The sequence below is a fragment of the Altererythrobacter epoxidivorans genome (assembly GCF_001281485.1).
GTDB lineage: Bacteria > Pseudomonadota > Alphaproteobacteria > Sphingomonadales > Sphingomonadaceae > Erythrobacter > Erythrobacter epoxidivorans.
The window spans coordinates 1,243,122-1,269,307 of sequence record NZ_CP012669.1 but is presented as its reverse complement, the minus strand read 5'-3'; the positions used below and the strand labels follow the sequence as shown (position 1 = coordinate 1,269,307).

The following is a 26,186-nucleotide window of genomic DNA, read 5'->3' as shown; positions in this document are numbered from 1 at the left end:
CGCCACCAGTCGATCGCAGAAGCGATTTCGCTGGCCGAAAGAGCGGGTATATGGGTGTTGCGATCCGACATAGTGTCCGTGGGAGGTCTTGACCTTCGAAATGCCAGCAATCAAGGCATAGTGCAAAGGTTTGGATATAAAATTCTGAAGGGTGGAGTGCACCATGAGCGAACGTGAATCGATGCCATGCGATGTGGTGATTGTCGGCGGCGGCCCAGCAGGCCTGACCGCGGCGATCAAACTCAAGCAAATCAACGAAGAACTCGAAGTCGTCGTGCTCGAGAAGGGTTCCGAGATTGGCGCGCACATCCTTTCGGGCGCCGTGGTCGATCCCAAGGCGCTCGACGAGCTGTATCCCGACTGGCGCGACATGGACTGCCCCATGGCCGAAACGCCGGTAACCGATAACTGGCACTGGGCGCTCAGCAAGAACGGCAAGACCTCGCTTCCGCATTTCATGATGCCGCCTTTGATGAGCAACCACGGCTGCTACACCGGCTCGCTCGGCAATCTGACCCGCTGGCTAGGCGAACAGGCCGAAGCCCTGGGTGTGATGGTTTTCCCGGGTTTCCCCGCTGCAGATGTCATGTTCGATGACAATGGCGCCGTGACCGGCGTGATCACGCAGGACATGGGCGTTGCTGCCGACGGCAGTCACAAGGGCGACTACCAGCCCGGCATGGAAATCCACGCGAAGTACACTCTGTTTGCGGAGGGTGCTCGCGGCAATCTGACCAAGAAGCTGAAGGCGAAATACGACCTCGAGGCGAATTGCGAGCCGCAGGTCTATGGCATCGGCATCAAGGAATTGTGGGATATCGATCCCGACAAGCATGTGCCGGGCCGCGTGATACATACGCAGGGCTGGCCGCTGTCGGAAACCGACAACTGGGGCGGCGGCTTCCTCTACCACCAGGCCAATGGCCAGGTCGCGCTCGGTTTCGTGACCGCGCTCGATTACAAGAACCCGTATGTTTCGCCCTACCAGGAATTTCAGCGCTGGAAGCAGCACCCGGCGATCCGCGAATATCTCGAGGGCGGCAAGCGTGTCGCCTATGGCGCGCGCGCCATCAACGAAGGCGGTTGGCAGTCCGTGCCCAAGCTCGCCTTCCCGGGCGGCGCCCTGATCGGTTGCGCTGCCGGCTTCGTCAATGTGCCGCGCATCAAGGGCAGCCACACCGCGATGAAGAGCGGTATGCTCGCAGCCGAAAGCATCGCGGCGGCGATCGCAGCTGGCCACGAACACACTGAAGTATCGGATTACGAGGCGAACCTTCGCGAAAGCTGGATCGCCAAGGAATTGAAGCTGGTCCAGAACGCGGAACCGGCAGTTGCTAAGTTCGGCGGAGAGATCGGCACGATCATCGCCGGTGCCGACATGTGGATGCGCACGCTAAAGATCGGCCTGCCGATCAGCATGAAGCATCACCGTGATTACGAACAGCTCCAGCGCGCCGATCTTTATGCGCCGATCGATTACCCCAAGGCTGACGGCGAGATTACTTTCGACCGCCTGACGAACGTCGCATTCTCGTTCACCAACCATGCAGAGGATCAGCCCAACCATCTCAAGTTGAAGGATCCGGTCCTCCAGAAGGAAAGCGAGCTCAAGGTCTTTGCCGGCCCTTCGACGCGCTACTGCCCGGCGGGCGTGTACGAATGGCTCGCTGACGAGGACACCGGCGAAATGCGCTTCCAGATCAACTCGCAGAACTGCGTCCATTGCAAGACTTGCGATATCAAGGACCCGAACCAGAACATCGAGTGGACCACGCCTGAGGGCGGCGGCGGCCCGAACTATCCGAATATGTGATCGCGCCCCTGCGTGACGTTCGCGGAAACCGCATATGCCAAGATCAACCTCGCGCTGCATGTCCGCAGGCGGCGCGAGGATGGCTATCACGAACTCGAAACGCTCTTCGCCTTCGTTGACAACGGCGATGTGCTGAGCGCGCATGGGGCCGAGCGAGACAGCCTCGAAACCGTTGGCGAGTTCGCGGCCAACATCGACAATCCTTTCGGCAACCTCGTGATGCGAGCGCTCGCCGCCTTACCGCGCGAGCAGGGCATAGCCATCACGCTGGAGAAAAACCTGCCCGTGGCGGCGGGGCTGGGTGGCGGTTCGGCCGATGCCGGAGCGCTGTTCCGCATCGTCGAGGCTCTGCATAGTCTGCCCGATGACTGGGAGGCGCGCGCAGCGCGGCTTGGTGCCGATGTTCCGGCCTGTCTTCGCAGCGAAATGGCGATCGGGCGCGGAACCGGAACCGATCTCGAACCGGTGAAGAACGACCTTGCCGGTACGCCGGTCCTGCTCGTGAACCCGCGTATCGGTGTTCCCACAGGCCCTGTTTTCAAAGCATGGGATAGTGAAGATCGCGGCGGGCTGCCCGATGGCACGGCGCGCCAGATCGCGCTCGCCGGGCGCAACGACTTGCGCGATGCTGCCATCTCGATCTGTCCCCAGATTGCGGGGGTTCTGTCGGTGCTTTCGGAAACCGGATGCTGGATGCACGAAATGTCCGGCTCCGGCGCGACCTGTTTCGCGCTCTATGATAGCGCTGATCAACGCGACAAAGCCGCAGAAATGCTAAGGGTTCAGGAACCCGATTGGTGGCAGATGGTAGGTTTGTTGAGATGATTTTGGATGACAAACCCTATCGCCATGTCGGCGAGACAAGACGTGGCGGCTTGGTCTGTGTCGCCGATCATGCCTCCAACTACGTCCCGGACGATATCGAACTTGGCATCCCCGCCGAGCTTCTGACGCAGCATGTAGCAGTCGATATCGGCGTCGAAGGAATTGCAGAGCGCATGGCGCGGCGGTTTCGCGTCCCCGCCCACATTGCCTGTGTCAGCCGCCTCGTTTGCGATCTCCATCGTGAAGAAGATCACCCGGGTGTCGTACCTACCGAAAGCGACGGGCATCTGATCCCGGGCAATATCGGGGCAGACATAGAGGCCCGGCTCGAGCGGTTTCATCGACCATACCATCAGGCAATGGAGAAGTGGCTCGACGCGATCGAGCCCGACTTGATCATCTCGCTCCACAGTTTCACGCCGAAGCTTGCGACCAGCACGGAAGAGCGACCGTGGGACGTGGCGCTGCTCTACAACACCGATGACCGCGCCGCACGGCATGCCATCCGGCTGTTCGGCGAACAGGGTCTGACCGTTGGTGACAACGAGCCCTATTCGGGCAAGGATCTGAACGCGACGATGAACCGGCATGCCGAGGCCAAGGGACGCAATTACCTCGCGCTCGAAGTGCGGCAGGACCTCATCACGACGAAGGCTGACCAGGCGCGCTGGGCATCGATGATTGCAGACGTCGCAGGCCGCGTGGACCTCGCCCTCAAAGCCGAAGCCTGACCAGAGGTTTGTAGCGGGCATCGCGTCGCTCCAAGATTTTCTGTGCAGGATCGACCTGTTGCAGGGTTCGGTTTGCTGTCAAAGCGGTTGGCGACTACCATTCGAGCGCAAACCGGAGTTCGACAATGCCAGCCTATCGTTCCCGCACAACCACTCACGGTCGCAACATGGCCGGTGCGCGCGGATTGTGGCGCGCGACAGGCATGAAGGATGGCGATTTCGGAAAGCCGATCATCGCCGTCGTCAACAGCTTCACCCAGTTCGTGCCAGGGCATGTTCACCTGAAGGATCTCGGGCAGCTGGTCGCGCGAGAGATCGAAGCTGCGGGCGGTGTTGCGAAGGAATTCAATACCATCGCCGTGGATGATGGCATCGCGATGGGCCATGATGGCATGCTCTATTCGCTGCCGAGCCGCGACCTGATCGCCGACAGCGTCGAATACATGGTCAACGCCCATTGCGCCGATGCCATGGTGTGCATCTCGAACTGCGACAAAATCACGCCCGGCATGCTCATGGCGGCGCTGCGGATCAACATTCCGGTTGTGTTCGTGAGCGGCGGGCCGATGGAAGCCGGCAAGGTCGTGGTGAAGGGCAAGGAAGTCGCACTCGACCTGGTCGATGCGATGGTCGCTGCCGCCGACGAGTCCTACACCGACGAGGAAGTCACCGCGATCGAGCAGAATGCCTGCCCGACCTGCGGTTCGTGCTCGGGAATGTTCACGGCAAATTCCATGAATTGCCTGACCGAGGCATTGGGCCTTTCGCTGCCGGGCAACGGGTCCACGCTGGCAACGCATGCCGATCGCAAGAGCCTATTCGAGCGCGCAGGGCGACTCGTCGTCACGCTGGCCAAGCGATATTATGAGGAAGAAGACGAAAGCGTCCTGCCGCGATCCATCGCCAGCTTCGAAGCGTTTGAGAACGCCATGAGCCTCGATATCGCCATGGGCGGTTCGACCAATACCGTGCTTCACCTGCTCGCTGCCGCTCACGAGGCTGGCGTCGATTTCACCATGGAAGACATCGACCGGTTGAGCCGCAAGGTGCCGTGCCTATCGAAAGTCGCCCCGGCCAAGAGCGACGTTCACATGGAAGACGTTCACCGCGCGGGCGGCATCATGTCGATCCTCGGCGAACTCGAGAAAGCGGGCCTGCTCCACACCGCGCTTCCGACGGTGCACAGCCCGACAATGGCGGATGCTCTCGATGACTGGGACATTGGCCGCACCCAGAACAACAAGGTGCGCGAATTCTTCTCGGCTGCTCCGGGCGGCGTGCCGACGCAGACAGCGTTCAGCCAGTCGCGCCGTTGGGCTGAACTCGATCTAGACCGCGAGAACGGAGTGATCCGCAGCGCCGAGCATGCTTTCAGCAAAGACGGCGGTCTCGCGGTCCTTTACGGGAACATCGCGCGCGACGGATGCATCGTAAAGACGGCCGGTGTCGACGAAAGCATCCTGCAATTCGCGGGTCCGGCCAAGGTTTACGAGAGCCAGGACGATGCCGTGACGGCAATCCTCACCGGACAGGTGGTGGAAGGTGACGTCGTGGTTATCCGCTATGAAGGGCCTCGCGGCGGGCCGGGGATGCAGGAAATGCTCTATCCGACAAGCTATCTCAAATCGAAAGGGCTGGGCGCCGCCTGCGCGCTGCTGACCGACGGGCGCTTTTCGGGCGGTACGTCGGGCCTCTCCATCGGCCATGTTTCGCCGGAAGCGGCAGAGGGCGGCGAAATCGGCCTGATCGAGAACGGCGACCGGATCGAAATCGACATCCCGAACCGTACGATCAACCTGATGATCCCCGACGAAGAGCTTGCGGCAAGGCGTGCGGCAATGGACGCAAAAGGCAATGGGGCCTGGGCGCCGTCGGCCCCGCGGGAACGAAAAGTGTCGCAGGCCCTTCAGGCTTATGCCGCGATGACCACGAGCGCAGCCAAAGGTGCAATTCGCGACATATCCCAGCTAAAACAACGGAATTGATATGAAAGCACAGATCACCCTCGCAGCCGCAGTTTCCTGTTTGTTGGCGGCATGCTCTTCCGAAAGCGAAGCACCGCAAGGCGAGGTGATCCAGTGCGCAATCGGCGCAGGAGCAGAATTTGCGCCGTCCTGCACCTACCAGGAGCGCGAAGGCGGGCGAGAGGTCGTGGTCTATCACCCGGATGGAGGGTTCCGCAGGTTCAGCATGCTGCCGGGCGGCGCAGGCGTTGCCAGCACTGATGGAGCCGAACAGGTCATTCAGGGCATGATGGGCAACAATCTGGAAGTGACAGTTGGGGAAGATCGCTATCTCTTCCCGACCACGCCAGCCCAATAATGGTTGAATCGCAGGTCCTGACCGTCGCCCAGATGAGGGCAGCCGAACAGGACTTGATCGATCGCGGCTCGAGCGTCGATCGGCTGATGAAACTCGCAGGCGATGGTGCGGCCGAATGGGTCTGGCGGCTCGCATCGCGGCGCCGTGTTACAGTACTATGCGGGCCGGGCAACAATGGCGGCGATGGCTATGTGATCGCTGAAAACCTTCGCCGCCGCGGAGCGGAAGTGACCGTGGTCGCCCCGATGGCTCCCAAAACGGATGCTGCGAAGTCTGCACGTTCCCGATTTGGCGGTCCGGTCGTCTCCGATGGAGGTAAGGCGAAGGGCGGAGTGCTGGTCGATTGCCTTTTCGGATCCGGCCTGACGCGCCCCCTGGAGCCAGAGCATGCCTTGGCTCTCCGCGACCTAGGGAAACGTCACGAGCAACTGATCGCTATCGACTTGCCATCGGGGATCGAAAGCGATGGCGGCAAGATCCTCAATGAGAACCTGCCCGCCTATGACCTCACACTCGCGCTCGGCGCATGGAAATATGCGCATTGGCGGCTGCCAGCACGTTTCAGAATGGGGGAATTGCGGCTCGTTCCGATCGGCATCGGCCATTGCGAGAGTGCAGCAAGGCTGATTGGGAAGCCGAATATCGGCCCCCCTGCAAGCGACGCGCACAAGTACACGAGGGGCTTATGCGCGGTAATTGCCGGCAAAATGGCGGGTGCTGCCTTGCTTTCGTCCAAGGCGGCGATGCGGGCGGGGGCGGGCTACGTCAAACTCGTTTCCGATCATTCGCACCCATCGGCTCCGGCCGGATTGGTGCTCGAAACCGGCGATCTAGACGAAGCGTTGGCACACAGGCGGGTGAGGGCGGTGCTTATCGGCCCCGGACTTGGCCGCGACGACGAAGCACGTTCTAAATTGGCGAGTGTGCTGGCATCGAAAAAGTCCGCGGTCCTCGATGCGGACGCCTTGCACTTGCTCGATCCGTCACAGCTGCAACGCGATTGCTCTTACTTGGCGACGCCGCATGACGGTGAGCTTGAGGCGCTTTGCAGGAATTTTGCTGTTCTGGCCGCCGATCGTGCGGGCAAAGCGCTGGGCCTAGCGAAGGCGAGCGGAATGGTGGTCGTCGCAAAGGGTCCGGACACGGTTGTCGCCGCGCCTGATGGGACTCTGGCTCTCGCTAAACCGGCACCGACCTGGCTCTCGACAGCCGGAACTGGCGACATATTGGCTGGTATCGCCGTCAGCAGGATGGCGACAGGCATTCCGGCGTTCGAGGCTGCATGCGAGGCTGTCTGGCTGCACGGCGAGGCCGCACGCCTTGCCGGCCCCGCTTTTATTGCTGATGACCTTGCACACAAAGTAGCGGACGCTATGGCCGCCGCCTTGTAAGGCAGGGCTGATGACCGAAGATCAAGAAATTATCCGGATCGCTGCGAAGGGCGATGGCGTCGCGGCTGACGGCAGGCATTTTGCCCGAACCGCTCCGGGCGACATGGTGAAAGCCGACGGGACGATCGTGCAGGGCCCTCATCACGTCGTGCCGCTCTGTCGTCATTTCGGAACATGTGGAGGATGCCAGCTCCAGCATCTCGACGAAATTTCATTGGCCGGTTTCGTGACGGACCGCGTGGTCAATGCCGCAGCAGGCCAAGCTATCGAGGTCGGCGAACTGTTGCCGACCCATCTATCGCCGCCCAGAAGCAGGCGCCGTGCCACAATGCACGCCATGCGCGTCCACAATGGCGCTGTTATCGGGTTCCGCGAGGCCGGCTCGCACCGGATCGTCGACCTGACCGAGTGCCATGTCGTAGCGCCCGAAATCTTTGCCGCAATCGAGCCTCTGCGCGGCTTTGTTGCGAGGCATGCCGGGAAGGGGAACCTCGATATCGAGCTTACGCTGGTCGATCAGGGCATCGACTGCAGCATCAGGAACCTGACGCTCGAGGGTCTGGCTGCAACCGAAGCTGCCGTGGAGCTTGCCCAATCCGCCGGTTTTGCGCGGCTATCGGCCGATCAGGGATACGGTGCCGAGACGATGTGGGAGCCTGAGCCCGCGACTGTCACTCTTTCCGGCGTTGCTACACCGATCCCGGTCGGGTCCTTCTTGCAGGCAACGCGTGACGCCGAAAATGTCATGGTCGCCGACGCGCTGGCGTGGTCGCAAGGAGCTTCTACGATTGCCGACCTGTTCTCAGGCTTGGGCACGTTTTCCTTCGCTTTGTCAAAAAAGGCGAAGGTGCTGGCCGTCGAGGCGGCGAGGGAACAACATCTTGCCTGCAAGACCGCCGCCGGGGTCTCTGGCAGGCCGGTCCATGCAATGCACCGTGACTTGTTCCGTAATCCGCTCATGTCCAATGAAGTCGGACGTTTCGATTGTGTTCTGCTCGATCCTCCACGGGCAGGGGCGAAGGAGCAGGTCGGCCAGATCGCCGCAAGCAATGTCAGTCGCGTCATTTATGTCAGCTGTAATCCTTCCAGCTGGGCGAAAGATGCCAGGAAGCTGGTTGAAGCAGGCTTCAGACTGGAAAAGCTAAGGCCGGTCGGACAATTCCGATGGTCGACGCATGTCGAATTGACGAGCTATTTCACGCGCTAGACGGCGCGCAGGGCATCCAGGATTTGGTCCCTTAGCCAGACTCTTGCGTGTGGCTCGACGTAGGAGTGGCCTGCACCCTCGCACCTGCGAATCCGAGGGTCGGTTCGGTCCCAATTACTCTCGAATACCTGTGCCGTCCGGTCAGCTGTTGCCAGCAGGAAAGTGACCCTGCCTTCAAATTCGGCGATGCCGTCAGCCATTTCGTGTGCGAGCGTGCTCTGCGGAGAATTGGACTTGGTGGCATGGATAAGGCCACGCCCAAGCTTGCGCAGGTCGACGCCGCCTTTGACAAGGCGCAGGACCTCTGCGGGGTTCTTCAATTTCTCGAGATAGCGCGCCCGGATGGCGTCCGGAGGAGGGGCGGCATTCCCGTCGCCGCCTTCGATTGTCCAGGGGTTGGAGAGTACGAGACTGTCGCATCCTGCGCCTCTTGCCAGCATCAGAGCCGAAGCTGCATCGCAATTGCCGAAACCAACCACTCTTTCGAGCTGAGGAGAGATTGCACGAAATGCTTCAAGTGCCGCCCGCAAGTCTTTCTTGGATTTACGAAAACCCCGATTCTCACCCTCGCTATCACCGACTCCGCGACGGTCGAACCGGAAAACCGGAAATCCCGCCTCAGCAATATCACGAGCGAGTGATGCTTGGCCCGAATATGCCCCCGCTCGTACTTCATTCCCACCGGTTACGATCAGAAGTCCGGTCTTGCCCAGGGCGGTGTCGATCGTGCCGGCAAGGCGGTGGTCCTTGCATTCGAAATTCAGCTGGAGACGGTTCACTGCGACTCTCCATCGCCAAGCAGGGCAACGGCAATGATTGCCGCAAGAGCATCTGCCTGCTCGGGGTCCTCATCAGGCTCTGCGCGCAGCCACAGCCCCGCTCCACCGATGTTGGATTGGGAGATCACGTCTTGACCGGAAACCTGCTGAATTTCCGCCACTTCCAGATCGGCAAATAGCCTTGGGCCCATCTGCCATCCGCCAAGCTCGATGCCCTGTGAACGGCCAAGTTCCTGCATCTGCGCCATGGTTTCGTCGCGGCCCGCCTCTTTGGCTGCGATCGATCGAGCGCGCATCATCGAGCGTAGAAGTTTCGGACCCGAGAGCGGGGCATACTGCCATCCTGGAAGGGCTGAAGGTGACAGAAGGGCACCAGAACGGACCGCAAGCACATGTGTAGCGCGCAATGCTTCCGCTGCCGCCGCGATGGCGGCCTTCCAGCCCGAAAGCGTCTGCTGGTCGAGCGGCTCGCAGCTTTCGTTCGTACCCGGTAGATCCGGCAGGAAACTGTCGATGCCGGACAGGTCCAGGCGCCGCATGATCTCTACCGTCGTGCGCCTCAGCTTGTTCGCTTCATCGAACAGTGCGGGGATGACCAGCAGGCGATGCGCTCTGCTCTTGTCGAATTGCACGACAAGTTCCTCGCTGGTTTCGCCAGCGATGGTGGGGCAGTTCCAGGTTGAAATCACCGCTGGGGCTCAGCCTTCGACCATCTTGGCTTCGGCAAAGGCGAGAAGGCCGCCGTATGTCTCCAGCATTTCACCATCGACGTCATCATCGTCGATCATGATGTCGAGCCGATCTTCCATTTCGGTCAGCAAGCCTGCGACTGCCATGGAATCGAGTTCGGGCAGATGGCCGAACAAGCCGGTGTCCTGATCGAAACCGGCGACGTCGTCGGGGTCGAGTCCCAGTATGTCGCACAGGATCGACTTCAAGCGGCGGTCGATTTCCGCGCGACTTGGCGGCAGTCCTTGCTGGCCGCTGCTTTCACTGACTTCGGGTTGGCCCGTCATATCCCTGTCCGCTGCCGTAAAACGGTGGCTGGCCTTAGCCTTGGCCGCCGTGGTTCGCAAGCTGTCGCAGTTTTCGCTTGGCCAGAGCCGGCCAGGCCGCCGGTTGGCGTAGGTCGAGGCAGTCGATGCGATAGCGCGGGCGGACCTGCTCCATCCAGTCTGCCTTGTAGGCGTCATTGCCGGTCCCGAAGTCGATCAACTTTGCATGGTCGACATCTATCGCATGCTCGAACAGGGCTGCGCTCAAGGTCGTCCCGGCGGACAAATGCTTCATGTCTTCGAGATGGGCGAGCTTGTGGATGTAGGCAGTGCCGTTTTCGACGGTCCAGAATTGCGCCGCAACGGGATTTCCCTCGTGACGGGCTATGCCAAGGCGCAGTCGGCCTGCCATTCCCTCTTCCTTTGCGAAGCGCCGCAGCATGGCCGGGTCGCCTTCTTCGGGCTTCCAGCTATCGGCATAGATCCGCTCGTATGCAGCCCATCCCGCCTCATCGAACTGCGTGAGGACCTCAACATCGACCTTCTTGGCCTTGCGTTTCAGCGTCGTGCGCATTCGTCCCGGTCGCTGGGACCAGTAGTCGGCAAAGCTACGATCACCCACTTCGAGGACATGGTTGTGATCGCATTGTTCGCATAGCACGCTCCACCCGGCCTTTGCGAAGGCTGCCTCGAGCCGGCTGGCTGAGCCATCCTCGTCCGGAACGGGCCAGAGCGTGACGCGATGTGCGCGCTCGCGAAGCTGGCGGGCGATATCGACCAGCATTTCCTGTCCGCGCGGACCGCCCGGTGCCAACTGCCGCCAGGTGAAGCTGTACCAGCTGCGGAGCGGTTCGATACGGCCGTCGCACTCGGTAAGGGCGAGCGCCGCATGTTCGTCGCCGTCAGAGGCGAGGGCGACGAGCGGCATCATTCCCGCATCCTCGAGCAGTGCAAACCACTCGGAACGTTCAAAAGGTGACGGAGCCGGCTGACACAGGTCACGCAAGACGTTAACCGTCTTGTGGTAACTGATCGCTGTCACACGCTCTTCCTTCCGGACATATTGATGCCTGCCTCGCTCGATTCCACGCCCAAACCCATTGATCACATCGCCGAGTGCGGTGCTGATGCCGATCAGGCGCTGGTCCTGCGTGACGCCGCATTTAACCATGAAGAGTTAAGACACCGTGTTGCACGCATGGCGTCGTGGCTTGAAGCGCATGTCCCTGAAAAGGGTGCACGGGTCGCGACCTGGGCGGCAAAGGGTGAGCTGACCTGCCTGATGCCGCTGGCCGCTGCGCGTGCGGGCCTGGTCCATGTGCCGATCAACCCTCTGCTCAAGCATATCCAAGTCGCGCATATCCTGGCGGACAGCGGTGCAATGATGCTGATCGCGACGAAGGCGCGGCTGAATTCGCTCGAGGATACAGACATTCCGCCGGGTTGCGTGGCGGTTGAAGAAGGCGAGGCGCTGGCAGCATTCGCGGCGCATGCGGATATGCTTGGTCCGTCAGAGGCGGATCCGGAAAGTCTCGCGGCCATCCTCTACACCAGCGGTTCTACCGGGCGGCCCAAGGGCGTGATGCTGAGCCATACCAATCTCTGGCTCGGCGCGGTCAGTGTCGCAAGCTATCTCGAGATGCAGTCTGACGATGTGACATTGGCGGTCCTGCCGCTGTCGTTCGACTACGGCCAGAACCAGCTGTTTTCGACCTGGTACGCAGGCGGATCGGTCGTGCCGCTCGATTATCTGTTTCCCAAGGATGTCGAGAAGGCATGTGCCAAACACGGCATCACCACGCTGGCTGCGGTACCGCCGCTATGGGTCCAGTTGACGGAGCTCGACTGGAGTCCGGAAGCGAGCCAGATCATGCGGCGTCTGACGAATAGCGGAGGCGCGCTGACGGTGGATCTGGTCAATGCGCTGATCGAAGATTTTCCCGATGCGCGGCTGTTTCCCATGTATGGCCTTACGGAAGCGTTCCGGTCGACATTCCTCGATCCTGATCTTGTGAAAACCCACCCTACATCAATGGGTAAGGCGATACCTTTCGCAGAAATTCTCGTAATCGGGGATGACGGTGAAGTTGCCGATCCGAACGAGGAGGGTGAACTGGTTCACTGCGGACCGCTGGTGGCTCATGGTTACTGGCAGGATCCGGAACGGACCGCCGAAAGGTTCAAGCCTGCACCGCATGCAAGCAGATATGGCGGGATGGCTGTCTGGTCCGGCGACAGGGTCAAGCGCGACGAGGACGGGCTGCTCTATTTCGTCGGACGCCGCGACGCGATGATCAAGAGCGCGGGCAACAGGATCAGCCCTTCAGAAGTCGAAGAAGCTGCCCTTGCGACCGGGCTCGTCGCAGAAGCTGTCGCGCTCGGGATCGCCGATGACCGTCTGGGTCAGGCCGTGCATCTTGTCGTTCGCCCGTCTGCTGAGGCGCAGGACAAGAAGGATGACCTTGCGCGCAACCTGTCGCGCGAATTGCCGAACTTCATGCAGCCGAAACAGATACACTGGCGCGAGGCCATGCCGCTGAACCCTAACGGCAAGGTCGATCGAACCGCGCTGATGCAGGAACTCTCCAAATGAAGCCTCTTGGCCCGATTCCCGCCGGATACGAAGCGAAGGATGGCGAACTCGCCATCGGTGGCCGCACCGCCAGTGATTTGGTTGCAGAAGCTGGCGATACGCCTCTGTTCGTCTATTCCCGGTCCCATCTCGACCAGCGTGTCGTAGCGCTGAGGGCTGCGATGCCTGATAGATTGGGCGTCAATTACGCGGTGAAGGCCAATCCCTTCGCACCAGTACTCGATCACATGACAGGGCTTGTCGACGGGTTCGACATCGCATCGGGCGGTGAACTCGAAATGGTGCTGGCTGCAGGGATCGATCCGGATCGCGTCAGTTTTGCCGGTCCGGGCAAGCGGGATGCGGAATTGAAAGCCGCGATCGAAGCCGAGGTTACCCTCAATTGCGAGAGCGAGGGCGAAGCCGACCGGGCGCTCAGCATCGGCGAGACACTTGGTGTAGCCCCGAAGATCGCGATCCGCGTCAACCCGTCGTTCGAACTCAAGGGTTCTGGAATGAAGATGGGCGGCGGCGCAAAACCTTTCGGCCTCGACGCCGAACGCGTCCCATCGCTGGCGCGCAAGGTTATCGCCAATGGGGCGGATTTCCGCGGGCTGCATATCTTCACCGGCAGCCAGGCGCTCAGTGCGGATGCGCTGATAGAAACGAAAGGTAACGTGCTGAATCTGGCTGACGAACTTGCCGGAGAGATCGGGGAGCCCTTGCCCAAGCTCAACATGGGCGGCGGTTTCGGTATTCCCTATTTCGCGGGCGACGAACCGATCGATATCACGGCAATCGGCCGTGCGCTGGAGGACAGGTTCGCTCGCCTGCCAGCGAGCCTGCAGGACGCGCAGCTTTGCATCGAACTGGGCCGTTATCTCGTTGGAGAAGCGGGTGTTTATCTGTGCCGGATTGTCGACCGGAAGGTTAGCCACGGGACTACCTATCTCGTTACCGACGGCGGATTGCACCACCAGCTTGCCGCTTCGGGCAATTTTGGAACGGTAGTCCGTCGCAATTATCCAGTTGCGATCGCTACGCGCTTCGACGCCGACCCGGCAGAGGAAGTGAACGTCGTCGGATGCCTTTGCACCCCGCTAGACCGCCTTGCGGATGCAGCCATGCTGCCGCGCGCCGAAGTTGGCGATCTCGTCGCAGTGTTCTGCGCGGGGGCATACGGGGCCAGCGCATCGCCGAGCGCGTTCCTGGGACAGGGGCCGGCCCTCGAGATGCTCGTTTAACCATCGGGTAAGCTTCGTCCCGAAATGAGACCCGGGGCGAATTAGCCATTCAATACTAACGCAATGTTCACCCTTTTAAGCGAGGAAGGCCGCCTGTTCCGCGGGATTTGGACAGGCAGGTCGCTCCTGCCGCGCGTCTCTTCCCGCTGCCATGGCAAGGAAGAATATCGATGCGTTATCCGATCAACCGGTCTCTCCACACAGGCGTCGCCCTTGCGCTGATTGCGCTTGGAGGGTGCACGGCAGGCTCCGACAAGGAATTGCCGCCGGCTTCGTTCGTGGCCCTGCAGGAAGGGCCGGGCGAAGAATATGTGATCGGTCCGCTCGACGAATTGACGATCCACGTCTGGCGTAATCCCGAACTGAGCGCAGAGAAGATCCAGGTCCGTCCAGATGGCAGGATCACCATCCCGCTCGTTCGCGACATGCCTGCGGTCGGCAAGACCCCGACCATGCTGCAGGAAGATATCCGCCTGCAGTTGTCGCAGTACATCGAAGAACCGATCGTGTCGGTGATCGTCAACGAGTTTGCCGGCACGTTCAGCCAGCAGGTTCGCATCGTCGGTTCGACCGAGAAGCCTGCCTCCTTGCCATACCGCGCCAACATGACCGTTCTCGACGCGATGATCGGTGTCGGCGGGCTTGGCGAATTTGCCGCAGGCAACCGCGCCAAGCTGATCCGTTTCGACAAGCAGAGCGGCAAGCAGCAGGAATATGGCCTGCGGCTGACCGATTTGCTGAAGCGCGGGGACAGCAAGGCCAACGTGATGCTCAAGCCGGGCGATGTGATCATCATCCCCGAAAGCACCTTCTAAGAGGCCGCGCGCGGAATGAACGAAGTTTTCGAAGAGCTGCGCTCGGCGCTCTATTCGGTGTGGCATCGCCGATGGCTGGCGCTCGCCGTCGCCTGGGGTGTGTGCATCCTTGGCTGGCTGGTCGTGGCGATGATCCCGAACAGCTACGAATCGCGGGCTCGGATCTATGTCGACCTCGACGATGTGCTGAGCGAACAGATAGGTATCGCTGGCGATGGCCGTCAGGAAATCCAGCGCGTTCGCCAGACGCTGGCAAGTTCGGTCAATCTCGAGAAAGTCATCCGCTCTACCAGACTGGGCGACGGTATCACCGAACGTTCCGACATGGACAATGCGATCGCGGATCTGACCAAGAAGGTCAGCATCAAGAGCGAGGAGGACAACCTCTTCGAACTGGTGGCGACAGTGGGCAAAAGCGACCTGTCGGATGCAGAGAATGCCGTATTGGCGCGCGACGTCGTCCAGAAGCTGATCGACATTTTCCGCGAACAGAACATTGTCGGCAATCGCAACGAAGTTGCCGGGACCATCGTTTTCCTCGACCAGCAGCTGGAAGAGCGCAAACGCGAGCTTGAGGCGGCAGAACAGCGCCGCCTGGCGTTCGAAGCGCAATATCCAGAACTGATTGGCGGTTCGACCACGCTGGCGACGAAAATCCAGCAGTCGCGCACCGAATTGCGTGGGATCGAAGGCGATCTGGCCGCTGCACAGAGCGCGCTTGCTGCCATCAACGGCCAGCTTGCAGGAACGCCGCGCACAATCGTCACCGCTGGCGATGCTGGAGGATCGCGCGGCGCGCTGATGCAGGCGCAGGCCCAGCTGGCACAGCTGCGCGGACGCGGCCTGACCGACTCGCACCCCGACATCGTCGCGACGAAGAAGCAGGTCGATCTCCTCCGCAAGCAGGTTGCTGCAGAGGGGCCGGATTCGGTCAGCGGCCAGCCCAATCCCGCATATACTTCGCTGGTTTCGATCAGGGCAGAACGCCAAGCCAACATGGAAGCGCTGCAGGCGCGCCGTGCGGCCATCCAGTCAGATGTGGCAGCGTTGATGGCCAGCCAGGCGAGCGAACCCGAGGTCGCTGCCGAGGCGAACCACATCAGCCGCGATTACGAAGTGCTGCGCAAGAAATATGACGAACTGCTGCAGGACCGCGAGGAAATCCGCCTGCGGGGGCAGGTCGAAAACGAGCGGTCGTCGTTCAAGTTCGACCTGATCGATCCGCCTGTAATCCCGCAGAAACCGGCGGCTCCGAACCGTCCGCTTCTGCTGATCGGTGTGCTGCTTGCAGGTATCGGTGCGGGCATCGCTGCAGCCTTTGCGATGGGCCAGCTTCGTTCGACCTTCAGCACCGCAGGGAAGCTCGAGCGTGCGATGGACCTGCCGGTGATCGGCAGCATCTCTCTGACGCTCAAGGAAGGTGCCCAGGCGCTGCAGGCGAAACGGCTCAAGCAATTCATCGGTGCGAGCGCAGGATTGGGCGGGGTCTTCATGATCCTGCTCGCGATCGAATTCATCCAGGTCGGCAAGGTGGCGTGAGGGGCATATGACCGAACACAGCAAAATACCCCTCGATCACAAGACGCCGCTGGATAGCAGTTCGTCCCTTTTCGAGCGTGCTGACGGCGCATTCGGTTTCGGAGGGCTGAAGCCCAAGCTGCCGCCGAAGGATCTGCCTAAGCCGACGGTCCGCCGAGGGGTGCAAAACCCTCCGGCACAGCCGGCAGTCGAGCCAGCGCGGATGGAACCAGTTCAGGCTCGGCCCGCACCAGCGATAAGTGAGCCGAAGGCGGCCCCATCGCCTGCGCCAGAGCGGTCGGTTGAATTTGCTGCACCTCGGCAAGCGGTAAACCGTGAGCTTTTGCGCCGCAACGGGCTGATCGATCCCGATGGCCCTGTGACAACGCTGCTCGAGGAATTTCGCATCGTGAAGCGCGAACTGCTCGGCGATGCGCGTGAAAGCGGCACCGCCAATGCTCGCCGCATCCTGGTGTGCTCGCCGCATCCGGGCGAGGGCAAGACCTACTGCGCGATCAACCTTGCCATTTCGATGGCCGCAGAGCGGGATATCGAGGTGCTGCTGGTAGATGCCGATTTCGCAAAACCGTCGATCCCCGGCCTGTTCGGGCTCGAGACCTCGGCAGGCCTGATGGACTGTCTTTCGGATCCATCCCTGAAGCCGGAATCGCTGGTCATCCCGACCGATATCCAAGGGCTTTCGGTCATGCCTGCGGGCAATCGCACCACGCGCGATGCGGAATACCTAGCAAGCAGCCGGACCGCCGAGGTGCTTGCCCGCCTGACACAGGGTGCGCCCAACCGGATCGTCATTTTCGACACCCCGCCGGCGCTTGCCGCTTCACCCGCTGCCGATCTCGCCAGCCACGTGGGGCAAGCGCTGCTCGTCGTTCGGGCGGATGTAACCGGACAAAATGCGCTCGAGGATGCCTGCCAGCTCCTCTCCGCATGCCCGGATATCAAGCTCTTGCTCAATGCAACTCACTTCAGCCCCTCAGGCCGGACCTTTGGTTCCTATGGCGGCTACGGGAGCGAATAGAATGCGTTTTCCCTCTCTCATCCCGGCGGGTATCGCCGTTCTGACCGCGCTCGGTGCGCCTGCGGCTGCGTGGGCGCAGGATGCCGAACGCCCGTCGGGCGGCCGCGTCGTCGCCGTGCAGCCCTATATCGAGGTCTCTCAGATATTCCTCGCGGAACTGTCTCCGAACGACGACGTGCTGACCTACACCCAGGTCGCAGCAGGCGTGGATGCATCGATCGCCGGTCGCAACAACGGCGGGTCGGTCTCGCTGCGCTACGAACGCAATATCGGTTATGGCAGCGACACGGTCGATAGCGACACGATCAGCGGGGTGGCCCGCGGCTACATGTCGATCGTTCCCAATTCGGTTACTTTCGAGGCAGGCGCACTCGCGAGCCGCACGACCATCGATGGTAGTGGTGGTTCGGCGGTGAACCCGCTCGTCAGCGAGGATTCGGAAAGCCGGATATATTCCGCATACGCCGGTCCGAACGTGCATACCCGCCTTGGCGATGTGCACGTGAATGCCCTCGGCCGTATCGGATACACGAGGGTCGAATCCCCGGATGCGATCCCGGTGATCGGTGCCGAACCGCTCGACGTTTTCGACGAAAGCGTGACCTATCAGGGCGAAGTTCACCTTGCTACCAAGCCGGGCGAGGTTCTGCCGATCGGTATTGGCCTGGGTGGCGGCATCTTCCAGGAAGACGTCTCCAATCTCGACCAGCGCGTGCGTGACGCCCATGTCCGGGCTGACGTCACAGTGCCTGTGACGCCGACGTTCGCCGTTGTGGCCGGGGTCGGTTATGAGGATGTCGAGATTTCCAGCAGGGACGCCGTTCGCGACGTCAATGGCATTCCCGTTCTGGGCCCCGATGGCCGCCTGATTACCGATAACAGCTCTCCCCGGCAGATCGCCTATCAGGTCGATGGCCTGATCTGGGATGTTGGCGTCGTCTGGAAACCCAGCCGCCGAACGGCGCTGGAGGCGCACGTAGGTCGTCGTTATGATTCAACGACATATTACGGGTCTTTCGCATGGAAACCGAACTCCTATTCGCAGTTCAATGCGTCCGTTTATGACGGTGTCAGCGGTTTCGGCGGGGTAATGACCAATTCCCTGGCTGCGCTGCCGACTGAATTCGAGGCCGTACGCAATTCGCTGACGGGTGACTTCAGCGGATGCGTCGCTGGCGATACCGGATCGAGCTGCGTCGGCGGCGTGTTCGGCTCCGTGCGATCGGCCGTGTTCCGCGCACGCGGCGTACAGGCAAGTTACAGCCGCAAGGTCGGTCGTTTCAATACTTCGATCGGCGCAGGCTATGACCGTCGCAAGTTCATCGCGGCCCCTGGCACCGTGCTCGAGGCAGCGAACGGCGTCGTTGATGAAAGCTATTACCTCGCTTCGTCGGTCAGCGGTGATCTTGGCCAGAACGCAGGCTTCACCGTCAGCAGCTACATCAACTGGTTTGACGGCGGTTTCGACGATGCCGGCGACCTGACTGCAATGGGTGCTTCTGCCGCCTATAACCGCACGATCTCTGAGAAGCTTTCGGCACGTGCTGCCATCGCATTCGACAAGATCGAATCCGACATTTCCAACGAAGACATTGCAGCGGCTAGCGCGTTGCTTGGTCTTCGATACGACTTTTGACCTGTGAAAGGCACGTCATAATGTACGAGCAATTCTATGGCCTGACGGGGCGCCCGTTCCAGCTGACGCCGGATCCCGAATTCTATTTCGAGAGCGCCAGCCACAAGAAGGCTATGTCCTACCTGGGCTACGGCCTCCAGCAGGGTGAGGGCTTCATCGTCATCACCGGCGAGATCGGCGCGGGCAAATCGACCCTGGTGGCGCACCTGATGGGCTGCATCGACCCTTCCGAACTGACCGTCGGCCAGGTTGTGACGAGCGCTCTAGATGGCGAAGAATTGATCCATGTGGTCGCGCAGAGCTTCGGCATTCCCGTTCAGGGGCATGACAAGGCCGCGGCCCTTGGTGCTATCGAGCATTTCCTGGGCGAAGAAGCGCGTGCAGGCCGCCGCTGCCTGCTGGTCGTGGACGAGAGCCAGAACCTCGATATCGGCGCACTCGAAGAACTGCGGATGCTGTCGAATTTCCAGCTCGGCTCCTACCCGCTGCTGCAGACCCTGCTTCTGGGCCAGCCGGAATTCCGCGCGCTGGTCGCAAACCACCCCGGACTTGAGCAGCTTCGCCAGAGAATTATCGCTTCGCACCATCTGACGGCTCTCAAGCAGGAAGAGATCGAGCAGTACGTCGCCCATCGCATGGAGCATGTCGGTTGGGCGGGTAACCCGGAGCTTGGCGCCAATTTTTTCGCCGCGCTCTTCAAGGCGACAGGCGGGATTCCGCGCCGCGTCAACCAGGTGATGAACCGCCTCCTCTTGCTGGGTGCGATCGAGGAAGAATCCTCCTTCACCCCGGCAATGGTCGATGTGGTCGTCGCAGAGATGACGGGTGATACCAGTCGCGGTGCAGAGAATGCCCCGAGCAAGGCACCGATTACTCCTGTCCAAGCGGTTGAGAGTGCTGCGGCAGTCGAACCGCTCGACGATGCAGCCATGGCCGGAATGCTGGCGGAACGCGACGCACGCATTGCCGAACTCGAGCAGGCAGTCGCCATGCTTCGGGAGGCAAGCCAGCGTCCTGCAACGCCGCAGGAAATCGATCCCGCGTGGCTCAGCAATTTCGAAGATCGCCTCGAAGAACAGGAATATTCGCTGCGGCATGTGCTGACCATGCTGATCGAATGGTTCGAGGATACGTCTGAACGCGAGGCCGCGTAATGACGGATATGAGCGGCCACCCGGCTGCCCCGACGGCAAGCGATCACAGGATCGTCAACGGCCTCTCGGTCGATGTCGAGGAGTGGTTCCAGGTCGGTGCGTTTGAAAACGTGATCGATCCGGCAGACTGGGACAGTCTGGAATCGCGCGTGGAGCGCAACATTGCGCTCATCCTCGACCTCTTCGAGGAAGCCGGAGCCAAGGCGACGTTTTTTACGCTCGGGTGGGTGGCTGAGAGGCATCCTGCCATGATCCGGCGGATCGTCGATGCAGGGCACGAGATCGCCAGCCATGGCTATGATCATGCGCGCGTCTTCACATTCGATCGCGCGCAGTTTGCCGATGATATCTCAAAGGCGCGCAAGATTATCGAGGATGCGTCCGGTCAGAAAGTGATCGGTTACCGTGCACCCAGCTTTTCAATCGATCAGCGCACGCCTTGGGCTTTCGAAGTGCTGGCAGAGCAAGGCTATGCCTATTCGTCGAGCGTCGCACCGGTCACGCACGATCATTATGGCTGGCCCTCTGCGCCGCGCTTTGCATTCAGGCCCGTTGCAGGCGCCGACCTGGTCGAGATACCGGTTGCGACGGCAATGATGCGCGGCAAGCGGCTCGCGGCAGGCGGCGGCGGGTTCTTCCGCGTCCTTCCCTACGCATTTTCACGCTGGGCGATCGAACAACTGAACGATGAAGCGGGCAGGCCCGCACCCTTCTATTTCCACCCGTGGGAAGTCGATCCCGACCAGCCACGCGTCGCTGGCGCTCCGCTCAGGTCGCGGGTGCGCCATTACACCAACCTTTCGCGCATGGCGGGCAAGCTGCGCCGGTTGCTCCAGGATTTTGCTTGGGGGCGGATGGACACGCTCGCAAGTCTGGAAGCGGCGAGGGCAACGGATTTTCCGGGATGAACGCGCCGCTCAATCCTTCGACCGTTTCCTTGCGCGTACCCGATCTGGGCGCGCCCGACGAGGTGCGCCGGATCGAGGGTTTCGTCACCGAAATGGGCGGTACGTTGTTCCACACGCCGCAATGGCTGGTGGCCGTCGAAAATGGGGCAGGACCCAAGGCGACCGGGCTGCTGGCAGAACGCATAGGTTCGATTGTCGGCTGGCTCCCGCTGTCACAAGTGCATTCGCCGCTGTTCGGGCGCGCGCTGGTCTCGAGCGGCTTCGCGGTCGGGGGCGGGGTTCTCGCGACAGACGATCGTGTGGCAGAACGGTTGTTCCGGGGCGCGCAGGAGCTCGCCGTCAGGACAAACTGCCCTTCTGTCGAGCTTCGCGGCGGTCCCGTTCCTGCCAGTTGGAATAGCTGGAGTGATCGGCACGCCGGTTTCGTAGCCGAGCTCGCCGGGGATGATAAAGCGCAGCTGCTATGGATCCCGCGCAAACAGCGGGCCGAAGTTCGCAAGAGCCTGAGCGGCGATTTGCAGGTGCGTGTCGGCCGGGAAGAGGCAGATCGCGCTGCGCATTACGCGGTGTACGCCGAAAGCGTTCGCAATCTCGGGACGCCGGTGTTTCCACGCAGCCTGTTCGACGCGATGCTCGACAGGTTTCGCGATCAGGCCGATATTCTCACCGTGACCCTTGATGGAGTTCCGGTTTCGAGCGTCCTCAGCTTCTATCATGATGATACCGTGATGCCTTACTGGGGTGGCGGGACATTTGCTGCCCGATCGCTCAGGGCGAACGAGCGGATGTATTTCGAGCTGATGCTCCACGCCCGCCGCAAGGGCATGACGCGCTTCGATTTCGGCCGGTCGAAGGTCGATAGCGGACCCTATCACTACAAAAAGAACTGGGGCTTCGAGCCGCAGCCACTGACCTACGCGGCGTGGAATGCCGATCCTGCCCACGCGCGCAACATAGACCCGACGGATTCGAGTTATTCCGCCAAGATCGAGCTTTGGAAGAAGCTTCCTCTGTCGCTTGCCAATCGCATCGGCCCCTTCATCGCCAGAGGCCTGGCCTAGGCGCGCGACCATGGGCGACATCATCTTTCTGGCGCACCGGATGCCATTTCCCCCGGATCGCGGGGACAAGATCCGTTCGCACCACCTCCTCAAATTCCTTGCCGAAAGAGGCAATGTCCATGTCGGCTGTTTCGCTGACACCGATGCGGACATGGAGGCCGAGGACGATCTTGCGCGTATGAGCAAGAGTCATTGCCTGGTACGCCGGACAAAACCCCTCGTCCTCGCCGGGGCGGAAGCTGTTATTTCCCAATTACCTGTCAGCCTTGCTGCTTTTCACAGCAGGGCTCTCGAACGATGGGTGCGGGATACGGTCGACACGCACGAGATAGAAGCGATCTTCGTTTTCTCGGGCCAGATGGGGCAATACGTTCCTGACGACTTCACGGGGCGTGTCATTGTCGACCTGTGCGACGTGGATTCGGTCAAGTTCGAGGATTACGCGAAGGCTGGCGAGCGGGTCTGGCTCAATGGGCGGGAAGGGCGGCTGCTAGCCCGCGAAGAGGAGCGGCTGGCGCATCGTGCAAATGCCACGATCCTGATCAGCGAGAGTGAGAAGACCATTCTCCAGGGACGTTTGAAGAACGCCGCTGGAACACGCTTGCACGCAATCGGAAACGGTATCGATGCCGAATATTTCGATCCGGCATCGGTACTGCCCGAAGGCAGCATGACCGAGCGAAGCGGACCGCATTTCGTTTTCACCGGTCAGATGGATTACCGTCCCAACGAGCTGGCATCGCTTTGGGCGATTGAGCATTTCCTGCCTGAAGTCCGCGCATACTTTCCAGAAGCCGAGTATCATGTCGTCGGGCGCAATCCGACCGAAGCCTTGCTGGCGAAGAACTCGATCGAAGGCGCAACGATCTGGGGCGAAGTTCCGGACGTGCGCCCGTTCCTGAAGGCTGCCGATGTAGCGGTCACTCCTCTCACCATTGCCCGCGGTGTCCAGAACAAGGTGCTGGAGGCGATGGCGATGGAACTTCCGGTCCTGCTCACGCCCGGCGCGGCAACGGGTATCGACGCTCAGGATGGCCTGCACTGGATGGTTGAAGAGGCGGACGCAAAGTCCATGGCCGACCGGTTCCGGATCATTTGGAGTGAGCCTTCGAAATTGTCAGGGATGGGAAGGGCAGCACGGCAGTTCGTTCTCGACAATCATAGCTGGGACGCCGTCCTCAATCCTCTCGAAGATCTGCTGCTGATGGGAGGGCGCCAGCGTCATGCAGCATGAGCGTTCTTTGAACGACTGGCGCGAGAATGGCGCGCTGACAGGGCTTGCCCCTGCGTGGCGCAGTGCGATTGGGCACCTCGCTCTCGCATGGCTCGCCTTGATCGTCCTGGCTGCCCGTGAATGGGGAGAGATGCTCCACCAGTGGTGGAACATCGATACCTACAATCACATCCTGCTCTTGCCGCCGCTGATCGGCTGGCTGGTCGCATTGAGGCGGCATGATCTGGCGAAGCTACAACCCCAACCGTCTGCAATCGGGTTCGGCTTGCTCGTCGCAGCGCTGACACTCTGGCTCTCCGGAAGGATGACGGGCGTCAACCTGCTGGCACACGCCGGTGCAGTCGGGGCAATTATGTCCGCAGTAGTGCTGGCCTTGGGCATCCGCATCGGTGCCTTGCTGGCATTGCCACTGGGCATGATGGTCTTCCTCGTCCCGTTCGGCGATGAGATCATTCCCCCTTTGCAGATGATCACTGCCCGTATCGCCATCGAGCTTACCCACTTGAGCGGTGTGCCAGCGACTGTGGACGGCATCTACATCGACACGCCGGTCGGGCTTTTCATCGTTGCCGAGGCGTGTTCCGGCGTGAAGTTCCTGATTGCCATGGTCACACTGGGTATCCTGGTATGCTTCACGGCCTTCGAGAAGTGGTCGAAGCGTGCGCTGTTCATGGCCGCTTGTGTAGTCGTGCCGATCATCGCCAACGGTATTCGGGCATGGGGCACGATTTTCATCGCCCAGAGCCAAGGGGTCGAGTTCGCTGCAGGTTTCGACCATATCTTCTATGGCTGGATATTCTTCGCCATCGTACTTGCCCTCGTGCTGGGTGCGACATGGCGCTTCTTCGAGCGTAATCCGGAGGACGCCGGCTTTGCGCTGTCTGAAATCGACAGCAACCCGGTCCTATCGAAGCTGTCGCGCTATGATTTAGGAGGGAAAACGGCAGTGATCGGCTTCCTTGCGATAATCGTCCTTGCCTTTGCCGCGTCGATTTACGCTGCCCCCACTGTACTGTAAGCGCCGACGACATGTGCGGGATTGCCGGAATTTTTCATGCGGAAACGCCCAAGCCGGTCGATCCGCGACGGGTCGAGCGGATGTGCGACGCACTCGTCCATCGGGGGCCGGACGGGTCGGGGGTCTGGACCGGTCCGGGGATCGGCCTCGGTCATCGCCGCCTTTCCATCATCGACCTGGAAGGGTCGCCGCAACCCATGCATGCGCTCGACGACCGAGCGGTGATCGTCTTCAATGGCGAGATCTACAATTACCGGGAATTGCGGCGCGAGCTCGAGAAGCTGGGCGCCAAGTTCAGGACCCAGGGCGATACCGAGGTAATTCTCGCTGCCTGGCAGCAATGGGGAGCGGAGTGCCTGTCGCGGCTGGACGGGATGTTCGCTCTCGCTATCTGGGACAAGGCGAAGCGCACCCTGTTTCTCGCCCGGGACAGGCTGGGCGTAAAGCCGCTGTTCCTTGCGCAATTGAGTGACGGAGGGATCGCCTTCGCTTCGGAATTGAAGGGCATACTCGCCCATCCGATGTTCAAGCGCCGCCTCGATCCGCTGGCGATCGACGACTACCTCGCCTGGGGCTACGTGCCCGACACGAAATCCATCCTTGCTGGCGTAGAGAAACTCCCGGCCGGCCACTTTCTCCTGATGGAACAGGGCAAGCCGGTGCCACGGCCGCAACGCTGGTGGGACATCAGTTTCGCCGAACGCCGAAAGGGCAGCGAAGCTGATCTATCGGCCGAACTCGTCCATTTGCTTCGCGAGGCGGTGGAAAGCCGGATGGTCGCAGACGTTCCCCTGGGCGCGTTCTTGTCGGGCGGGGTGGACTCGTCGTCTGTCGTCGCGCTGATGGCAGAGGCGAGCAATGCTCCTGTCCGTACTTGCTCGATCGGTTTCGACGACAATGCGCTGGATGAAACTTCCTACGCACGGCAAATCGCCGAGCGCTTTGGAACCGATCACCGGGCGCGGGTCGTCGGCCAAGGCGACTTTGCCGAAATCGATACGCTTGCGGCGATGTTCGACGAGCCTTTTGCCGATGCCTCCGCCCTTCCGACCTGGCGCGTTTGCCAGTTGGCGCGCGAGGACGTCACCGTGGCACTCTCCGGGGATGGGGCAGATGAAGCCTTTGCCGGTTATCGCAGGCAGGTATTCCACCTGCACGAGGAACGCGCCCGTGCGATCATCCCGCAGCGCGTTCGCGAGACGATCTTTGGACCGCTCGGCAGGATCTGGCCAAAAGCTGACTGGGCACCGCGACCGCTGCGGGCCAAGAGCACGCTCCAGTCGATAGCGCAGGACGGGAACGAAGGATACGCCCGGAGCCTGTCGATCCTGACGCCAGAACAGCGCCGGGCGCTTTACTCCCCAACAGGCAGGCAGAGTCTGGGGGGATATGAGGCCGAGCGCGACCTGATCGCGCTGATGCGCGATGCGCCCGCACGAAGCGGGCTGGACAGGGCACAATATGCGGACCTGAAGTTCTGGATGCCCGGTGACATCCTGACAAAGGTCGACCGAACCAGCATGGCGGTCAGCCTGGAAGCTCGCGAACCCTTGATCGACCACAGGTTGATCGAATTCGCTGCAACCCTGCCCGAGCGGATGCGGGTGCGCGGGAAACAGGGCAAATACCTGCTCAAGAAGAGCATGGAACGATATTTGCCCGAAAATATCCTCTATCGCCCGAAACAGGGCTTCGTCACTCCGATTGCGGCATGGTTTCGAGGGCCGCTGGCGAACGAAGCTCGCGCTGTAGGCCGCAGTTCGATCATCGCGCAGCTTGGCTTTTTCGACCAGAAAACGCTGCAAGATCAGGCGGAAGCGCATATTTCGGGGCGGGCGGATCATTCGCGTCTGTTGTGGCAATTTGTAATGCTCGAAAGATCGCTCCAGCGGTTGAACCCGTCGGCCTGACGCGCTGTTGCCGA

General features: G+C 61.1%; 23 protein-coding genes. 19 read left to right on the top strand and 4 right to left on the bottom strand.

Going from position 1 to position 26,186, the window contains the following annotated elements:
* The first annotated feature begins 163 nt into the window (after positions 1–163).
* The 7 genes from AMC99_RS06395 (at position 164) to AMC99_RS06365 (ending at position 8,289) form a co-directional block, all read left to right on the top strand.
* Entirely contained in the window at positions 164–1,813 is a 1,650-nt protein-coding gene (locus AMC99_RS06395) for an electron transfer flavoprotein-ubiquinone oxidoreductase (RefSeq protein ID WP_061924332.1), read from the top strand.
* Between the two features lie 12 nt (positions 1,814–1,825).
* Positions 1,826–2,638 (top strand): 4-(cytidine 5'-diphospho)-2-C-methyl-D-erythritol kinase, encoded by an 813-nt coding sequence (locus tag AMC99_RS06390; protein WP_061924330.1) that lies wholly within the window; start codon positions 1,826–1,828, stop codon positions 2,636–2,638.
* Positions 2,635–3,369, top strand: a complete 735-nt coding sequence (locus tag AMC99_RS06385; protein WP_061924328.1) for an N-formylglutamate amidohydrolase — start codon at positions 2,635–2,637, stop codon at positions 3,367–3,369. Before AMC99_RS06390 ends, AMC99_RS06385 begins: the two co-directional genes overlap by 4 nt.
* Positions 3,370–3,494: 125 nt before the next feature.
* Positions 3,495–5,354, top strand: coding sequence for a dihydroxy-acid dehydratase (gene ilvD / locus AMC99_RS06380; protein ID WP_061924325.1), 1,860 nt, complete (start codon positions 3,495–3,497; stop codon positions 5,352–5,354).
* A gap of 1 nt (position 5,355) precedes the next feature.
* Positions 5,356–5,691, top strand: coding sequence for a hypothetical protein (locus tag AMC99_RS06375; protein WP_061924323.1), 336 nt, complete (start codon positions 5,356–5,358; stop codon positions 5,689–5,691).
* Positions 5,691–7,082, top strand: coding sequence for an NAD(P)H-hydrate dehydratase (locus AMC99_RS06370; RefSeq protein WP_061924321.1), 1,392 nt, complete (start codon positions 5,691–5,693; stop codon positions 7,080–7,082). The genes AMC99_RS06375 and AMC99_RS06370 overlap by 1 nt, the downstream gene beginning before the upstream one ends.
* 10 nt (positions 7,083–7,092) lie before the next feature.
* Positions 7,093–8,289, top strand: coding sequence for a class I SAM-dependent RNA methyltransferase (locus tag AMC99_RS06365; protein WP_061924318.1), 1,197 nt, complete (start codon positions 7,093–7,095; stop codon positions 8,287–8,289).
* On the opposite strand, the gene AMC99_RS06360 is transcribed toward AMC99_RS06365, so the two are convergent.
* The 4 genes from AMC99_RS06360 to AMC99_RS06345 are packed head-to-tail and all read right to left on the bottom strand — an operon-like array spanning position 8,286 to position 11,234.
* A complete protein-coding gene (locus AMC99_RS06360; protein ID WP_061924315.1) occupies positions 8,286–9,068 on the bottom strand; it encodes a hydrolase 1, exosortase A system-associated in 783 nt (260 codons plus the stop codon). The genes AMC99_RS06365 and AMC99_RS06360 overlap by 4 nt on opposite strands.
* On the bottom strand, positions 9,065–9,757 hold the full coding sequence (locus AMC99_RS06355; protein ID WP_061924312.1) for a hypothetical protein: 693 nt from the start codon (positions 9,755–9,757) through the stop codon (positions 9,065–9,067). Before AMC99_RS06355 ends, AMC99_RS06360 begins: the two co-directional genes overlap by 4 nt.
* A 9-nt stretch (positions 9,758–9,766) precedes the next feature.
* Positions 9,767–10,084, bottom strand: coding sequence for an acyl carrier protein (locus AMC99_RS06350; RefSeq protein WP_061924310.1), 318 nt, complete (start codon positions 10,082–10,084; stop codon positions 9,767–9,769).
* Positions 10,085–10,118: 34 nt separating this feature from the next.
* On the bottom strand, positions 10,119–11,234 hold the full coding sequence (locus tag AMC99_RS06345) for a GNAT family N-acetyltransferase (RefSeq protein WP_157058269.1): 1,116 nt from the start codon (positions 11,232–11,234) through the stop codon (positions 10,119–10,121).
* Between AMC99_RS06345 and AMC99_RS06340 the strand changes: the two genes are divergently transcribed.
* From AMC99_RS06340 to AMC99_RS06285, 12 genes are all read left to right on the top strand, one after another.
* Complete coding sequence (locus AMC99_RS06340; RefSeq protein ID WP_061924307.1) at positions 11,130–12,656, top strand: acyl-CoA ligase (AMP-forming), exosortase A system-associated; 1,527 nt, start codon at positions 11,130–11,132, stop codon at positions 12,654–12,656. The genes AMC99_RS06345 and AMC99_RS06340 overlap by 105 nt on opposite strands.
* Positions 12,653–13,879, top strand: coding sequence for a pyridoxal-dependent decarboxylase, exosortase A system-associated (locus AMC99_RS06335; RefSeq protein ID WP_061924305.1), 1,227 nt, complete (start codon positions 12,653–12,655; stop codon positions 13,877–13,879). The genes AMC99_RS06340 and AMC99_RS06335 overlap by 4 nt, the downstream gene beginning before the upstream one ends.
* 170 nt (positions 13,880–14,049) lie before the next feature.
* Entirely contained in the window at positions 14,050–14,694 is a 645-nt protein-coding gene (locus tag AMC99_RS06330) for an XrtA/PEP-CTERM system exopolysaccharide export protein (RefSeq protein WP_061924302.1), read from the top strand.
* A 15-nt stretch (positions 14,695–14,709) separates the two neighbouring features.
* Positions 14,710–16,233, top strand: a complete 1,524-nt coding sequence (locus AMC99_RS06325) for an XrtA system polysaccharide chain length determinant (RefSeq protein ID WP_061924300.1) — start codon at positions 14,710–14,712, stop codon at positions 16,231–16,233.
* Positions 16,234–16,591: 358 nt separating this feature from the next.
* On the top strand, positions 16,592–17,251 hold the full coding sequence (locus tag AMC99_RS06320) for a P-loop NTPase (RefSeq protein WP_338021462.1): 660 nt from the start codon (positions 16,592–16,594) through the stop codon (positions 17,249–17,251).
* A 1-nt stretch (position 17,252) separates the two neighbouring features.
* Entirely contained in the window at positions 17,253–18,887 is a 1,635-nt protein-coding gene (locus AMC99_RS06315; RefSeq protein ID WP_061924294.1) for a hypothetical protein, read from the top strand.
* 20 nt (positions 18,888–18,907) lie between these two features.
* Complete coding sequence (locus tag AMC99_RS06310; RefSeq protein ID WP_061924291.1) at positions 18,908–20,041, top strand: XrtA/PEP-CTERM system-associated ATPase; 1,134 nt, start codon at positions 18,908–18,910, stop codon at positions 20,039–20,041.
* Positions 20,041–20,949, top strand: coding sequence for an XrtA system polysaccharide deacetylase (locus AMC99_RS06305; RefSeq protein WP_232301522.1), 909 nt, complete (start codon positions 20,041–20,043; stop codon positions 20,947–20,949). The genes AMC99_RS06310 and AMC99_RS06305 overlap by 1 nt, the downstream gene beginning before the upstream one ends.
* Positions 20,946–22,010 carry a FemAB family XrtA/PEP-CTERM system-associated protein gene (locus tag AMC99_RS06300; protein ID WP_061924288.1) on the top strand — a complete coding sequence of 355 codons (1,065 nt, stop codon included), beginning with the start codon at positions 20,946–20,948 and terminating at the stop codon, positions 22,008–22,010. The genes AMC99_RS06305 and AMC99_RS06300 overlap by 4 nt, the downstream gene beginning before the upstream one ends.
* 10 nt (positions 22,011–22,020) lie before the next feature.
* The gene (locus AMC99_RS06295; protein ID WP_061924285.1) at positions 22,021–23,244 is read left to right on the top strand and encodes a TIGR03087 family PEP-CTERM/XrtA system glycosyltransferase; all 1,224 of its coding nucleotides are present in this window, start codon (positions 22,021–22,023) and stop codon (positions 23,242–23,244) included.
* Entirely contained in the window at positions 23,234–24,262 is a 1,029-nt protein-coding gene (gene xrtA / locus AMC99_RS06290) for an exosortase A (protein WP_061924282.1), read from the top strand. The genes AMC99_RS06295 and xrtA overlap by 11 nt, the downstream gene beginning before the upstream one ends.
* 11 nt (positions 24,263–24,273) lie before the next feature.
* A complete protein-coding gene (locus AMC99_RS06285; RefSeq protein WP_061924280.1) occupies positions 24,274–26,172 on the top strand; it encodes an XrtA/PEP-CTERM system amidotransferase in 1,899 nt (632 codons plus the stop codon).
* Positions 26,173–26,186 lie beyond the last annotated feature (14 nt).

Coding starts and splice junctions, on each gene's coding strand:
- AMC99_RS06395 (WP_061924332.1), top strand. CDS start 164: ATGAGCGAACGTGAATCGATGCCATGCGATGTGGTGATTGTCGGCGGC.
- AMC99_RS06385 (WP_061924328.1), top strand. CDS start 2,635: ATGATTTTGGATGACAAACCCTATCGCCATGTCGGCGAGACAAGACGT.
- ilvD (WP_061924325.1), top strand. CDS start 3,495: ATGCCAGCCTATCGTTCCCGCACAACCACTCACGGTCGCAACATGGCC.
- AMC99_RS06375 (WP_061924323.1), top strand. CDS start 5,356: ATGAAAGCACAGATCACCCTCGCAGCCGCAGTTTCCTGTTTGTTGGCG.
- AMC99_RS06370 (WP_061924321.1), top strand. CDS start 5,691: ATGGTTGAATCGCAGGTCCTGACCGTCGCCCAGATGAGGGCAGCCGAA.
- AMC99_RS06365 (WP_061924318.1), top strand. CDS start 7,093: ATGACCGAAGATCAAGAAATTATCCGGATCGCTGCGAAGGGCGATGGC.
- AMC99_RS06350 (WP_061924310.1), bottom strand. CDS start 10,084: ATGACGGGCCAACCCGAAGTCAGTGAAAGCAGCGGCCAGCAAGGACTG.
- AMC99_RS06340 (WP_061924307.1), top strand. CDS start 11,130: ATGCCTGCCTCGCTCGATTCCACGCCCAAACCCATTGATCACATCGCC.
- AMC99_RS06345 (WP_157058269.1), bottom strand. CDS start 11,234: ATGGTTAAATGCGGCGTCACGCAGGACCAGCGCCTGATCGGCATCAGC.
- AMC99_RS06335 (WP_061924305.1), top strand. CDS start 12,653: ATGAAGCCTCTTGGCCCGATTCCCGCCGGATACGAAGCGAAGGATGGC.
- AMC99_RS06330 (WP_061924302.1), top strand. CDS start 14,050: ATGCGTTATCCGATCAACCGGTCTCTCCACACAGGCGTCGCCCTTGCG.
- AMC99_RS06325 (WP_061924300.1), top strand. CDS start 14,710: ATGAACGAAGTTTTCGAAGAGCTGCGCTCGGCGCTCTATTCGGTGTGG.
- AMC99_RS06315 (WP_061924294.1), top strand. CDS start 17,253: ATGCGTTTTCCCTCTCTCATCCCGGCGGGTATCGCCGTTCTGACCGCG.
- AMC99_RS06310 (WP_061924291.1), top strand. CDS start 18,908: ATGTACGAGCAATTCTATGGCCTGACGGGGCGCCCGTTCCAGCTGACG.
- AMC99_RS06305 (WP_232301522.1), top strand. CDS start 20,041: ATGACGGATATGAGCGGCCACCCGGCTGCCCCGACGGCAAGCGATCAC.
- AMC99_RS06300 (WP_061924288.1), top strand. CDS start 20,946: ATGAACGCGCCGCTCAATCCTTCGACCGTTTCCTTGCGCGTACCCGAT.
- AMC99_RS06295 (WP_061924285.1), top strand. CDS start 22,021: ATGGGCGACATCATCTTTCTGGCGCACCGGATGCCATTTCCCCCGGAT.
- xrtA (WP_061924282.1), top strand. CDS start 23,234: ATGCAGCATGAGCGTTCTTTGAACGACTGGCGCGAGAATGGCGCGCTG.
- AMC99_RS06285 (WP_061924280.1), top strand. CDS start 24,274: ATGTGCGGGATTGCCGGAATTTTTCATGCGGAAACGCCCAAGCCGGTC.